Source organism: Paraburkholderia sp. JPY465 (assembly GCF_050436725.1).
Classification (GTDB): Bacteria; Pseudomonadota; Gammaproteobacteria; order Burkholderiales; family Burkholderiaceae; genus Paraburkholderia; species Paraburkholderia youngii.
On record NZ_JBNDMT010000003.1, the window covers coordinates 2780620 to 2794630 of the forward strand.

At 64.3% G+C, this 14011-nt stretch carries 12 protein-coding genes; 6 read left to right on the forward strand and 6 right to left on the reverse strand.

Features of this window, described 5'->3' with window-relative positions:
• Positions 1–158: 158 nt before the first annotated feature.
• The 5 genes from QFZ94_RS27470 to QFZ94_RS27490 all read right to left on the reverse strand — a co-directional run bounded on the left by QFZ94_RS27470 (position 159) and on the right by QFZ94_RS27490 (position 6667).
• Positions 159–1403 (reverse strand): glycosyltransferase, encoded by a 1245-nt coding sequence (locus tag QFZ94_RS27470; protein ID WP_410851299.1) that lies wholly within the window; start codon positions 1401–1403, stop codon positions 159–161.
• A 93-nt stretch (positions 1404–1496) separates the two neighbouring features.
• Positions 1497–2381: a polysaccharide deacetylase family protein gene (locus tag QFZ94_RS27475; RefSeq protein WP_429460797.1), complete on the reverse strand. Its 885-nt coding sequence runs from the start codon at positions 2379–2381 to the stop codon at positions 1497–1499.
• 61 nt (positions 2382–2442) lie between these two features.
• Complete coding sequence (locus QFZ94_RS27480) at positions 2443–3696, reverse strand: FAD-dependent oxidoreductase (RefSeq protein WP_410851297.1); 1254 nt, start codon at positions 3694–3696, stop codon at positions 2443–2445.
• 39 nt (positions 3697–3735) lie between these two features.
• Positions 3736–4725 (reverse strand): carboxylate--amine ligase, encoded by a 990-nt coding sequence (locus QFZ94_RS27485; RefSeq protein ID WP_368585390.1) that lies wholly within the window; start codon positions 4723–4725, stop codon positions 3736–3738.
• Positions 4726–5443: 718 nt separating this feature from the next.
• Complete coding sequence (locus tag QFZ94_RS27490; RefSeq protein ID WP_368585391.1) at positions 5444–6667, reverse strand: pyridoxal-phosphate-dependent aminotransferase family protein; 1224 nt, start codon at positions 6665–6667, stop codon at positions 5444–5446.
• 335 nt (positions 6668–7002) lie between these two features.
• Between QFZ94_RS27490 and QFZ94_RS27495 the strand changes: the two genes are divergently transcribed.
• Positions 7003–7998 (forward strand): 2-hydroxyacid dehydrogenase, encoded by a 996-nt coding sequence (locus tag QFZ94_RS27495; protein WP_368585392.1) that lies wholly within the window; start codon positions 7003–7005, stop codon positions 7996–7998.
• A gap of 44 nt (positions 7999–8042) precedes the next feature.
• Here the strand turns inward: QFZ94_RS27495 and QFZ94_RS27500 are convergent, their stop codons facing one another.
• Positions 8043–8621 (reverse strand): plasmid fertility inhibition factor family protein, encoded by a 579-nt coding sequence (locus tag QFZ94_RS27500; RefSeq protein ID WP_429460801.1) that lies wholly within the window; start codon positions 8619–8621, stop codon positions 8043–8045.
• A gap of 143 nt (positions 8622–8764) precedes the next feature.
• On the opposite strand from QFZ94_RS27500, the gene QFZ94_RS27505 reads away from it, so the two are divergent.
• The 5 genes from QFZ94_RS27505 to QFZ94_RS27525 all read left to right on the forward strand — a co-directional run bounded on the left by QFZ94_RS27505 (position 8765) and on the right by QFZ94_RS27525 (position 13990).
• Positions 8765–9598 (forward strand): crotonase/enoyl-CoA hydratase family protein, encoded by an 834-nt coding sequence (locus QFZ94_RS27505; protein ID WP_429460803.1) that lies wholly within the window; start codon positions 8765–8767, stop codon positions 9596–9598.
• A 35-nt stretch (positions 9599–9633) separates the two neighbouring features.
• On the forward strand, positions 9634–10026 hold the full coding sequence (locus tag QFZ94_RS27510) for an SRPBCC family protein (protein ID WP_429460805.1): 393 nt from the start codon (positions 9634–9636) through the stop codon (positions 10024–10026).
• Between the two features lie 170 nt (positions 10027–10196).
• Positions 10197–11354 (forward strand): MFS transporter, encoded by a 1158-nt coding sequence (locus QFZ94_RS27515; protein WP_368585396.1) that lies wholly within the window; start codon positions 10197–10199, stop codon positions 11352–11354.
• 537 nt (positions 11355–11891) lie between these two features.
• Positions 11892–12077 (forward strand): hypothetical protein, encoded by a 186-nt coding sequence (locus QFZ94_RS27520; protein ID WP_410848082.1) that lies wholly within the window; start codon positions 11892–11894, stop codon positions 12075–12077.
• A gap of 125 nt (positions 12078–12202) precedes the next feature.
• Positions 12203–13990 carry a PQQ-binding-like beta-propeller repeat protein gene (locus tag QFZ94_RS27525; RefSeq protein ID WP_429460808.1) on the forward strand — a complete coding sequence of 596 codons (1788 nt, stop codon included), beginning with the start codon at positions 12203–12205 and terminating at the stop codon, positions 13988–13990.
• Positions 13991–14011: the final 21 nt, after the last annotated feature.

Sequence of the window (14011 nt, forward strand, 5' to 3'; positions counted from 1 at the left end):
TATTCAGAGAGCCCGTCCTTACAACGTTCGGCAGCGCACACAAAAGCTGATTGCTACAGGATTGCTTCAGACAAATCACGCAATAAAAAACGCATGTTTAAAGCGACGATAACCGTGCGGATATACACGCCGTTTGCCACAATCAGCACCGACTATTTTCAGGGCGCCGGACGCGGATTATCTGCATAGCGCGCGCGCCGGCGCGACGGTGCGATGGGCGCCGAGCTTTCGCCGATGTGCATGATTTCTGCCAGACGCCGCGCGTAATGCTCGGGCAGATATTCGCCGACGTCGTACTTTCTGTGCTCATCGGCCAGATGAACGGCCAATTCGCCGAGCGCCTGTTTCAGACTGCCCGGATCGAACTTGAACTTGATCTTGTTGCCGACCGATTCCGCTGTCACCGCCATGCTGCCGCCATCGCGAATCAGCACCGGCAGGCCGAGCATCGCCGCCTCGACGACGACGAGGGGCGCGTTCTCCGCGCCCACCGACGGCACGACCACCGCATCGGCGAACTCGCGCATCGCGGGAAACAGCTGCTGCTGCGGCATCGTGCCGAACAGGATCAGCTTGCGCTCGGCGATCAGCGACGCGTAGCGCTGTTCGATCGCCGCGCGATCCGGCCCGTCGCCATACACGCCGATGCTATTGATGCGTTCGAAGCCCGCCGCCTCACAAAGCGTCAGAAATTGCAGCAGGCCTTTCTCCGGCGAGATCCGTCCGACGAACGCGATGTTGAAGCGCTCCTTGTCGCGCACCGTGACGATCGGCATCGCACTCGGCACCGCCGACGGATTGTGCACGATCACCGTGTTCTCGATGCCCACGCGATGCAGCGCCTGCTGCATGAACAGGCTCGGGCACAGGATCTTGTCGAACACGCGCGCGGGCTGATAAGCCGCGCGGACCGCGTGCCACCACGCCTTGGTCATCAGATCGTGCACGAGGCCCTTCGGCGTCGGCCGCAACGTGAAGACCGCGCGTGTGCGCAACACGTCGAGCGGCAGAATGATCGGCCGCTTGTCCTTGTCGAAGTACTGCAGCGACGGGTTGTAGTAGACGAGGTGATAGTCGTGGCAGGTGTGATACGCGCGGTAGCCGAACTGACGCTGGTTGCGCGCGATCACGCTGAGAATCGAAGGCGATAGCACGTTGTGGTAGTTGTGCACCATCAGCCGATGCGGCCGGAAACGGTGCAGCGCCTTTTCGAGCGCGCGCGCGGCGGTCGTGTTCCAGGAGCGCGTCAGCATCGTCGAGCGGCCGGAGAACTGGCTATCGTCGAAACGCTCGACCTCGACGCCGCGCAGCGTGCCCAACAGCTCGGCCGATTGTTGATAGACCACTTCCGCGCCGCCCATGTGCGCGTAATCGTTGATCACCAGTACCCTGCAGCGCTGCATGTTCCCCTCCTGTTGTCTGCCTCTCGAGCCGTCTCGCGAAGAACCCGGACGGCTTTGCCCGGACCATTCGCGTGGTCCGGGCGCTCCCTCTGTTCAAAACTGCGGAAACTTGCCGCGCCAGCCGCCGCCCTCGCGCAGATAGCGCAGGAACAGTGCAATGCCGCTCAATTGCGCCGCGAAGCGCAGCGTCGACGCCGCATCGTCGATGATGATCGTGCGCAGCCGGTACGGATCGGTGTGCTGATCGTTCCAGCCGATGTCGCAGGTACGCGCGGTTTTGAAGCCCGCCGCGCGCACGAACTCCACTTCGCGCTCGCCGTAATTGCCGTTCGGATACGCGAAGTGCTCGCACGGCTGTTGCAGCAGCGCCGCGATTTCATGGCGGCTGTCGCTGATTTCGGCCTGGCTTTCAGCGTCGCTGCAATGCGTGAGGATCGGATGGAAGCGCGTATGCGCCTGGAAGTCGATGTGCTCGCGCATCGCCTGCATCTGTTCGATCGACAGGCCGGTCGGCCGGTCGTCGCCGTCCTGCTGGTAGCCTTCAGCCGCCAGCGCGGCGAGGCGCTCTTCGTTCGTCATGCGCTTCAGACGTTCATGGCCGACGCGCAGCGAACCCGGATGCAGCCACCAGTGACTGCGCGGCCGTCCGACGATGCGGCTGCACAGGAAGATCGTCGGGCGCACCTTGTGCTTGATGAACACCGGCAACAGCTTCGCGTTGCCCGCGTGGCCGTCGTCGAGCGTGATCGCCACGCGCGGGCGGCCGCGGCCGGGCGCGCTGACGTCGGTCAACGGCACGAACTCGCACAGCTTGCTCAGATAAGTCAGATGACGGTCGAGCGTGTCCGGATCAGGATCGTGATAAAGCAGCACGGCCACGCGATCGCGCCACAGTAGCTTGCGCGTGCACCACGCAAGACCCGACCACAACACGAAGCCCGCGAGCATCTCTTTCACGAGCGCCTTGTAGCGCTTCATGCGGGGTCCGCGGTAGCTATCGGAGAGGCGCGAGCGGAAAGACGCGCCCGTTGTTTGGGTCTTATTCACCTGAGCGCTCCGGCATGGGTGCATGGACGACGGGCCACGCGCGTTGCCGCGAGCCCGCTTTCAACGAGCCGATCAGGTGCCGCGCCACGGTCGGCGACGCGTGCTTGGTTCCATAGACGAAGCGCATCACGGGCCCGAAGCTGTGGGCGGACGCCGGACCGATCACATAGAGGCCGCGCACGCGCGTTTCGTAGTGCGAGTTCAGGTCGGGCATGCCGCCCTGATTCGAAATCGCGTCGGCCAGATCTTTCGACAGGAACGCGTGCTGCCGCATGTCGGTTTTGAAACCGGTCGCGGCGATCACGTGATCGGCGCTCACGCGCGCTTCCTTGCCGTCGGTCAGCACGTTCAGGACGACGCGGTCGTTTTCGATCGCGGCGGAGCGCACCACGGTGCGATGCGAGATCTGTACCTTGCCGACCACGCGATCGTGCAGCCACCATGCGCCGGACGCGCCATAAGTGTGCTCCATGATCAGCTTGCGGCGTCGCGGGTCGAGCATGTGGAACACGCCGGGAAACTCGGACAGGAACAGGGAGCGCCAGCCGCGCCCGAGCCCCGCGTCGGGTCTCTTGATGCGCGACAGGATGTTGCGCCCGCCGTGCGGCCGCTCATGCCACACCACGCTGCTCTCGCGCATCAGCACGTGCGCGCGTGCGCCGAGCTCGTTGAGCAACGCGGACAGCCCGAGCGCCGACTGCCCGCCGCCGACGATCGCAATGTCCTTGCCGCGCGCCCATTCGAGGTTCCCGTACAGCTCCGAATGCGACGCATACTGCGGCGGCAAGTCCTGCAGCGCCGGCGGAGTTTGCGCGAAGCCCTTCAGGCCGAGCGCGATCACGACCCGGCGCGCGGCGAGCGAGCGGCCGTCGCTCAGCGATAGCTGGAACTGATCGCCGACGCGGCGCAATGCGAGTACATCGACTGGCTGGATTTCGCCGACCAGATTCGACTGGAACCACAGCCCGTACTCGACGAAGGTCTCGAGCGGCAGCGCCATGCCGAGCGGCCGGTAAGGCAGCCCTTTGAGGCGGCAGTAGTCTTCGACGGTAAAGCCGCTGCGCGGCGCGTGCATGCTCGACGCAAAAGCTTCGGAGCGCAGCAGCATGCCGGGCGGCATGTAGTTTCGCCACGCTCCCATCGGTTCGCCGAGGATCTGGTGATCCACGCCGGCGGCCTTCAGATGCGCGGCAAGAGATGACCCGTACGGCCCCGCGCCAATGATGATGGTATCGGTCAAAGACATTGCTGGTCTCCAGGGGGAACGGCTTTTTTGTCGTTAGCGTTAGGCTTTGGCCTGACGCGACTCGGGCGCCCTGATCGCTTTTTTCCAGCTGCGCTTCATGCGTCGCAGCGGATTCATCACGACATAGTGCTGCAACGCTGGCAACGGATCATTCCAGCGAAAATAGCCATCGAAAATTTTGGTGCGCTCGCTCAGCAGTTCGGGCGGCGGCCGGTCGGAAAACGTCGCGCGCCACGCGACCGGTACCCGGCTCAGGCGCTCGACAGGTAACGGCAGGCCGAGTTCATGGCGGTACGCGGCAAGCGGAATGTTGACGCCGCACAGCGTCGCGATCTCCTCCTGCCAGTCCGTGCGGCCGACCGTCGGCTCGACCATCACGAACTCGTTGTAGTTGTCGTCCCATTTGTACTCGATGCTGCCCATGCCGTCGAAACCGGCCGCCTCGGCGAAGCGCCGCGTCAGCGGTTCGAGCGTCCCGCGCGCTTCGGGCGCGGCCACGCAGATGGCGGTGTTGCCGACGCCCGGGGGCGAGCTCAACACCTTGCGGCCGGTGAACATGCTGACCATCTTGCCGTCGGCGCCGCGATAGAACAGCGTGAAGTGGATGTTGCTGTCGGGCCCCTCGATCCACTCCTGCGCGATGATGCCGCCTGGCGTCGCCAGCATCGCGATCGCGCGATCGCGTGCATGCTGCAGCGTGTCGACGCGCACCGCGCGTTCTTTCTCGCCGCGCAGCACGTTGCGCTTGTCATCTGGTTTCAGCACGCACGGGTAGCGCAGTTCGGCCAGCCGTTCGATGTCGGCAAGCTTTTCGAGCACGACCGAGCGCGGCACCCGAAAGCCATGGCTCTGTGCGAATTCGTGAAAGCGCGCCTTGCTCGACAACATCTTGACGGTGTCGTCGGCGGGCAAACGGAATCGATACCAGTGCGACAAAGCCAGCCGATTTTCCGATACCGCATGCACCGCGTCTTCGTCCGTCAGAATCAGAACCGGCAGACGATCGAACCGCTTGCCGAGTTCGATCATTTCGTCGACGAATATTTTTCCAACGAAACTTTTTACCTGATGCGCGTGAACGTGTCGGCACCACGTCGCCGCGCGGCTCCTCGTATCAACTGCGACAACCGGAACGCGGGCCTGCGCGAGCGATCGCGCTACCCCCAGTCCGTTCAACTCTGCTCCAACAATAACCGCTGCCGATTGACCTGAGTCGTATGCGCTCGCCATAGTGTCGATTTCCTTGCTTCGTACGTGCATGGGCCCTCGAAGACATGCTTCGAGACTCCACGCGATCGAACTATCGAATTGGATAGAAATCCTTTTTATCGCCTCGCGGGGGCGCTTGGGCGTTAAAGCTATGTTTCGGCGGAAAGCATGCATGAGCGCGGCAGGCGCGTCCTGGCACGCGCCGTGTGTCGAATCATGGTCTTGCGATTTACCGCAGCGAGCGCATTGCGCTGCTCTCGCCGTGACCTACTTTACGTTTCCGCCTGATCTGGATACGTGCGCCGCCGCACAGAGGACAATAGAAAGTAAGAAGAGAAAAAAACCCTTTAGAAAGGCGCAGAGCCTTATTCCGTAAGGGTTTCAGCGATGCCGCAATTGTTATGTAAAAACCTTGCGAAGCATTAATTTATTGCGACGCGATAATGGCGGAAAAAAACTTTCTAATGGGACTATAAAGTGCTGGATCGCACAAAAAATATGCGCTACGAATGCTATTCGTAGCGCGTCGTCAAATGCCTTATTTACCTTCGCTCAATCCGCGCTCGAGCGCCGCGACACCCGCCGGCAAATCGACCTTGACGCCGAGATCGACCATCGTGCGGCCGAGCGCGTGCACGGTGCGAAACAGGTTGTGCTCGCGGCACTGCTCGCCCATCTGGCCGATCCGCACGATCGGCAAACCGAACGAGCCGGCGATTTCCACCTGATGCTGTCGCGAGATATGCGCGCAGACGTCGGCGGGACTCAGGCCGTCCGGCACCTCGATGCCGATCACCGAGTTGAGCCGGCAATTCTCCGGCGCATACAGTTGCAGGCCCATCGCGGTGACGCCCTGCTGCAACGCGAGCGAGCATTTCAGATGGCGCGCGAAACGCTTCTCCAGTGTTTCCGCGCAGACGAGCCGCAGCGCCTCGTGCAAAGCGAGTACGCCCGACACCGGCGCCGTGTAGTGATAACCAGCGTTGTGCCAGAAGTTTTCCGCCAGCGACGCATCGAGGCACCAGTGCGTGTTGGGCACCGTGCGGCCTTTGACGCGCGCCCACGCCGCGTCTGAGAACGCGATCAGCGACACACCCGGAATCGACGACAAGCCCTTCTGCCCGCCGGTAATCACCGCGTCGATGCCCCAGTTGTCCATTTCGAGCGGCATCGTGCTCAGCGTGCAGACGGCGTCGACGATCACGAGCGCGCCGGCTTCCTTCGCGAGCGCGACGATGTCTTTCAGATGATGGTTCCACACGGTGTTCGAGGTCTCGCCCTGCACGACCGTGACGACCTCGGGACGCTCGCGGCGCAGCGCTTCGGCGACCTGATCGAGACTCGCGACCGTGCGGTCCGCGACTTCGAGCGTGGTCACCCTCGCGCCGACGCGCCGGCCCATTTCGCCCATGCGGTCGCTGAAGAAGCCGTTCTTGATGCACAGCATGCGCGTGCCTTCCCACGCGAGATTGCAGATCGCCATCTCCATCGCGCCCGATCCCGGTCCCGCTACGCCGAGCACCCACTTCGACTGCGTCTGGAACACGTAGCGCGCCATCGTCTTCACCTGGTTCACCACCTTCGCCATCGTGCCGCCCAGATGGTTGATCACGATCGCATTGGCCTTCGCGACCGCGGCGGGAATCGGCACGGGGCCGGCGCCCATCATCAGCAGCGGTTCTTCGGGAAGGATGGCGTCGAGCGATTCGACAACCGGACAGGGGACGGACGCAGCAACGGTAGTAGGAGTGGAAGTCGGCATGATCGGTGTGTGAATGTGAAGCGCAAAGGAGCGAACGGCCTCGCCGCAGATACGCCGCTCGAGGCCGTTCGTCCGATCATTCACCGAACCGCGCGATTGCGCAAGTTTTTTGGCCAGGGTAGCCGGCGCGCTAAGCGCGCGTCCGAATGCCCGACAGTTACTCTTTCCTCGCGAAGTCGCCTAACATCGTGAGAAAGATAATCTGCTGTTTGACCCGTTTCTTGCCGCATGTTTGTGCATTCGATATTGCAGTTCGGCACCTCTGTCACTGTTATTCATTTACGAAAAACCGACTTCGCAAATCACGTCTAAAGCACGCTTCTTCGGAGCCTCATATGCGCACGATCCTGTTCAGCAGCCGTCAATACGACGTCGATACATTCACCGAAGCCAATGCCGCGCATGGCTATGAACTGCATTTCCATGAATCCCCTCTCGACAGCGAGACCGCGATCCTCGCGCATGGCTACGACGTGGTCTGCCCGTTCGTCAACGACAAGGTCGACGCCGCCACGCTCGAACGGCTTCATGCGGGCGGCACGCGCATGATCGCGCTGCGCTCGGCGGGCTTCAATCACGTCGACCTCGCGGCGGCCGAGCGGCTCGGCCTGCCGGTCGCGCGCGTGCCGGCCTATTCGCCGTATGCGGTCGCCGAACATGCGGTCGGGCTGATTCTCGCGTTGAACCGGCGCCTGCCGCGCGCGGTCGCGCGGACGCGCGAAGGCGACTTCTCGCTGCATGGGCTGCTCGGCTTCGACCTGCACGGCAAGACGGTCGGCGTAATCGGCACCGGCATCATCGGCCGGGTATTCGGGCGCATCATGGCGGGCTTCGGCATGCAGGTGCTCGCCTACGACCCGGGGCCGCACGCCGACGAACTGATCGCGCTCGGCGCGCGCTACGTGCCGCTCGATACCTTGCTCGCCGAATCGGACATCGTCAGTCTGCATTGCCCGCTGCTGCCCGACACCTATCATCTGATCAACCGCGCCGCGCTCGCGAAGATGAAGCGCGGCGCGATGCTGATCAACACCGGGCGCGGCGGGCTCGTCGAGGCGAACGCGCTGATCGGCGCGTTGAAGGACGGCCAGCTAGGCCATCTCGGGCTCGATGTGTACGAGGAAGAAGGCGGCATCTTCTTCGAGGATCATTCGAATCTGCCGCTGCAGGACGACGTGCTCGCGCGTCTGTTGATGTTCCCGAACGTGATCGTCACCGCGCACCAGGCGTTCTTCACGCGCGAGGCGATGACCGAGATCGCGCAAACCACGCTCGCGAACATCGCGGCGTGGCAGGCGGGCACGCCGCGCAACGTCGTGCAGGCGGGGTAGCGGTGATAACCGAGGTCTATGCGAGTTGCCGCGGACCGCGAAACTCAGACGTCGCTGTCGCTCAGTGGGGTCGCGCGAATCTCGGTGCGGGCATCATCGGCCGCGCCGCACAGCTCACGCAGCAATGCTGCCTCGCGCTCGTGCACTTCGACCGGACACCAGCGCGCGCCCGCGTCGGCCAGGTAGCGCGCGCGATGCTGGCCGTTGCGAAACGCCACCACCCCCTCGCGCTCTATGCCGATCCAGCCGAGCAATCCCGGCGCGCGACGCGTGGAGATCGTCACGTAGGGCATCTGCGGAATGCGCGCGCTGTCGGGATCGAGAAACTCGCGAATGCCGCGGATCTTGCCCGCGTGCCATTCGGCGACCGGCTTCAGCACGTAATCGGTGTTGTCGCGATTCGCGCACACGAGCAGCTTGCGCAGATCGACGAGCACCACCTGGTGACGGGTGCCGTCGGTAACGAATACGCGCTTCAGACGCACGTGGTCGTACCATGAATGCTCGCGCAACGGCACGATCCAGACCGTTTCGGCGCTGGTCGGTGCGGAGGCCGGCGATGAATTGGGCAAAGGCAGGGACAAAGGCACACTCGGCAAGCTGGCGGCGGGACACCAGCGCATTAATAGAGCGCTAACGCTACGAGCCGGATGTGACGAAAACATGACGGCCTACCGGATTAATCGCGCTGCATGAGCGGTTGGCAACACTTCCTGATCATCACGCGAACTCGGCGTTTCAGATACCCGTTCAAGTATACCTAACGATGATAGCCACCGAACATTTCAATCATCATGTGCGAATCGAGTCGCATGACGTCAACGGCGTCGCGACGATCGTGCTGGACAGGCCCGCGCGGCGCAACGCGGTCGACCGGCAGGTGGCCGACGCGTTGAGCGCCGCGTTCAGCCGTTTCGAGACCGAGCCCGCATGGCGCGCGGCCGTGCTGTTCGGAGCGGGCGGCACGTTTTGCGCGGGCGCAGACCTGAGCGCGCTCGCCGACGACACGCGTCGCAACGAACTGCACGCCGACGGCAGCGGCCCGGGTCCGATGGGACCGACCCGCACACGCTTGAGCAAGCCGGTGATCGCCGCGATCGCCGGCTACGCGGTCGCGGGTGGACTCGAGCTTGCCGCGATGTGCGATCTGCGCGTCGTCGAGGAAGACGCGGTGCTCGGTGTGTTCTGCCGGCGCGTCGGCATTCCGCTGATCGACGGTGGCACGATCCGGCTGCCGCGGCTGATCGGTTTGTCGCGCGCGCTCGATCTGATCCTGACCGGCCGCGCGGTCGATGCGCACGAGGCCCTAGGGTTCGGGCTCGCCAATCGCGTAGTGCCGAAGGGCGAAGCGCGCGCGGCCGCCGAGCAACTGGCCGCGGAGCTCGCCGCGTTTCCGCAGGCGGCGCTGCTCGCCGATCGCCGTTCCGTGCTCGAGAACAGCACGCTTGACGATCTCGCCGAGGCGTTGCGGCGCGAAGGCGCGGGCGGCTACGCGGCGGTCTTCGCCGAGGGCGCGGCGGGCGCGGCGCGCTTTGCATCGGGCGCGGGCCGTCATGGCGACAGGTTCGACGCAGATCAGCCGGCGCCGCCGAATCGTTGAGACATGCTTACCTGACACGTATAAGAGGAACTGCGATGGCTACGATCTACCGGGAAATTGCCGTGGAAACCGCCGCGGCCGATGCATGGGCGGCGCTGCGCGACCCCGCCGACGTCGCCCGCGCGTTCGCGGGCGTGCTGACCGAGGCGCGCATGGAAGGAGAACTGCGCTGGGTCACGTTCGCCGACGGCACCGTGGTCGAGGAACGGGTGATCGCCGTCGACGATGCGCACCTGCGGCTCGCCTACTCGGTGGGCGGCGGACGCTTCGAGCATCATCACTCGACGTTGCAGGTCGTCGCCGACACGCCCACGCGTTGCCGCGTGATCTGGATCAGCGACTTCAAGCCCGACGAGCGCGCCAACGTGGTCGAAATGCTGGTGGATGCGGGCTGCGCGGCGCTGCAACGCAACCTCGCGCGACGCTGAGCGCCGCTTTCCACAAAAACAACAGCTTTCCTGACGGCCTGCAAGGCAGAATTGACTTAGGTAGAATCCCCTACTGTTTTCCCCTATCCGGCGACAGCGTTTCCGCCTTCGGAACGCCCGCCCGGCGCCCGTTTTTCGCGCCGCTTCACGCGTCACACCCCATCATCGCCATGCCTTTGCCTCTGCTTGCCCTTGCCGTTGCCGCGTTTGGAATCGGTACCACAGAGTTCGTCATCATGGGGCTGTTGCCCGACGTCGCGCGCGATCTGTCCGTGTCGATTCCGGCGGCTGGCATGCTGGTGTCCGCTTATGCGCTCGGTGTGACGATCGGCGCGCCGATCGTCGCGATCGCGGTCGCCAACATGCCGCGCAAGAAGGCGCTGATGAGCCTGATCGGCGTGTTCATCGTCGGCAATCTGCTGTGCGCGATCGCGCCGGGTTACGCGGTGCTGATGGCCGCGCGCATTGTCACCGCGTTCTGCCACGGCGCGTTTTTCGGCATCGGCTCGGTGGTCGCGGCAGGCCTCGTCGCGCCCAATCGCCGCGCGCAGGCAATCGCGCTGATGTTCACCGGCCTCACGCTCGCCAACGTGTTGGGCGTGCCGCTCGGCACCGCGCTCGGCCAGGCGGTCGGCTGGCGCGCCACCTTTTGGGCCGTGACCGGCATCGGCGTGCTGGCGGCGGCCGCGCTCGCGGTGTGCCTGCCCGCGAAGATCGAGATGCAAAAGGCGAGCCTCGTGCGCGAATTCAGCGTGCTGAAGAACCCGCAGGTGCTGATGGTGCTCGGCATCAGCGTGCTCGCGTCGGCGAGCCTGTTCTCGACCTTCACCTACATCACGCCGATTCTCGAAGACGTGACCGGCTTCACGCCGCACGCGGTCACGCTGGTGCTGCTGTTGTTCGGCCTCGGGCTGACGGTCGGCAGCACGCTCGGCGGCAAGCTCGCGGACTGGCGGCTGATGCCGTCGCTAGTCGCGTTCCTGATGGCGATCGTCGTGATTCTGTGCGTGTTCGCGGGCACCATGCACGCGCGCATTCCGGCGATGCTGACCGTGTTCGTGTGGGGTGTGCTCGCATTCGCAATCGTGCCGCCGCTGCAGATGCTGATCGTCGATCGCGCAAGCCACGCGCCGAATCTTGCGTCGACGCTCAATCAGGGCGCTTTCAACCTCGGCAACGCAACCGGCGCATGGCTCGGCGGCATGGCGATCGGCGCGGGCGCGCCGCTGACGACGCTGCCGTGGGTCGGCGTCGCGACCGCGCTGGGTGCGCTGCTGCTGACGTTGTGGTCGGTGTCGATCGAGCGGCGGGTGGTGGTGGCGGGGTGAGCTTGCCGACCGAAGTCGTGGTTCGCGAGAGCGATCACACCGTTCTGCACTTTGCCTATAAACCTCTTGGATGAAGCATCCCACCGTCTACACGACTACCCCTGCCACCGGCGTTTCCGCCGTCGTGCGGTGGGATGAACAAAGCTCTACGCTGACCTGTGAGGTCACATATCCGCCTTGGGCTTCGCCGCAGGCACAGCAAAACAATCTCAGCGACTTGCTGGATGCACGCTTCGGCATTGGCGCCCCGCTATGTCCTCACGGCGGGCACCTTATCGATGCTTGTCGACCGGCATCACCGGTTAACCGGATTGGACTTTTACACGAATCCTGAGCGATGGGCCGTCCGCACGTCCGAACTGGCGGACCCAAGCGACGAAACTCCGCACATCGAGTGAGAATTCGACGCGCACGGACATGCAGAAGACATGGGCGCGCCGGAGGTCTTTTACGAGCCTCGCGACGGCACCCTTTATCTGTCGTGGGGTAACGTCTCTCACCGGTACGGTATTGCGCCAACGCTCGCGATCGGCGTCGATGACGACGAGCGGCCGTCAGGTGATCGTCGGCGCGGTGCTGGTGGTGGCCTGCGCGACTGCGTTGATGCAAATGAAATCGGTCGGCCACGATGCGGTGGTCGGCGTGCTGTTGTGCGCGGCGCTCGCGTTTCTGGTGGCGGTGTGGTGGGAGCGTCGGCGGATCACGCTGCGGACGGCGAGTTGACGATTAGACGCTAGTTGCTGGCTTTTACGATCTATACGCCGGGTGATAATCTTCAACCCACGTTGCGCGGGCACTCGACACGGCCCATATTTTGTGGTGCCACCGCAAGCAACGGGGAGTCCGCCATGGTCGCGATGCGCTTGTTGCTCCGTGCCAGCCTGTTGGGCACGGCGATCGCGGTAGCCGCGATCGTCGCCGCAAACTGTGGTGGCGGCGGAGGCGGAAACAGCAGTGCCCCGACGGGCACGAGCGCCGGCGGCAGCGCCTCATCGGGCGCATCGACCCCAGCCGCGGCAAGCGGCGGCGGCACCACCACTGGTGGCACCACGAGCGGCGGCACCGGTAGCACCGGCACCGCGGGCAGCGGCTCGGCCACGTCGATGGGTGGCACGTCGACGGCAGCCGTGCAGGACGTGCTCACCTATCACAACGACATCGCGCGCACCGGCCAGAACCTCGGCGAAACCACGCTGACGCCCGCCAACGTGACGGCCGCGACATTCGGCAAGGTCGGCTTCTTTAGCGTCGACGGCAAGGTCGACGCGCAGCCGCTATTCGTCGCTTCGCTGGCGATCGCGGGTGGCACGCACAACGTGCTGTACGTCGCGACCGAGAACGACACCGTGTACGCATTCGATGCCGACACCGGCGCGACCCTGTGGCAGGTGCGCACACTCGGCAGCGGCGAAACCCCGAGCGACGACCGCGGCTGCAGCCAGATCGTGAACACGATCGGCATCACCTCGACACCGGTGATCGACCGTTCGCGCGGCACGCACGGCACGATCTATGTCGTCGCGATGTCGAAGGACCCGGCCGGCGGCTACCATCATCGCGTTCACGCGCTCGACCTCGCGACCGGCGCCGAACTGCTGAACGGTCCCACCGAAGTCGCCGTCGCCTCTTACCCGGGCACCGGCGCGGGCAATACGAACGGCGTCCTGCCGTTCACCCCGTCGTTGTACGCGGAGCGCGCGGGGCTGCTATTGCTCGGCAACACGGTCTACACGACATGGACCTCGCACTGCGACGACGGCGGCTATACGGGATGGATCATGGGCTACGCCGCCGACACGTTGCAGCAGACCACGGTACTCAACGTGACGCCTAACGGCATCGGCGGCGCGATCTGGATGAGCGGCGCGGGGCCGGCGTCGGACGGCTCGTCGATCTATCTGCTCGATGCCAACGGCACTTTCGAAACGACGATGAGCCCGAGCGGCTTTCCGGCCAACAACGATTTCGGCAATTCGTTCCTGAAGCTCGGCACGTCGGGCGGCCTGTCGGTCACGGACTACTTCGCGATGACGAACGTCGTGCAGGAGGCCAACGACGACATCGACCTCGGCTCCGGCGGCGCACTGGTGCTGCCGGACCTGACCGACGCGAACGGCGTCGTGCAGCATCTGACGCTCGGCGCGGGCAAGGACAGCACCATCTACGTGCTGAATCGCGATTCGATGGGCAAGTTCAACCCGACGACCGACAACATCTATCAGGAGATTACCGCGCAGCTGGCGGGCGGCGAGTTCGGCATGCCCGCCTATTTCAACGGGCGCGTGTATTTCGGCTCGGTCGGCGATCATCTGAAGGCATTCACCGTGACCAATGCGAAGCTGTCCATCACACCCACCGCGCAAAGCGCGATGACGTTCGCCTATCCCGGCACGACGCCGAGCGTCTCGGCGAATGGCACGTCGAATGGCATCGTATGGGCCGCCGAAAACGGCAACGTCGCGGCACTCCATGCGTTCGACCCGGTCACGCTCAACGAGCTGTACAACAGCAACCAGATGGGCACGCGCGATCAGTTCGGCACCGGCAACAAGTTCATTACACCGATGATCGCGAACGGCAAGGTGTATGTCGGCACGACGAATGGCGTGGCGGTGTTCGGGTTGCTCGGTAGATGAAGCGGACGACGCGCCGAGTCA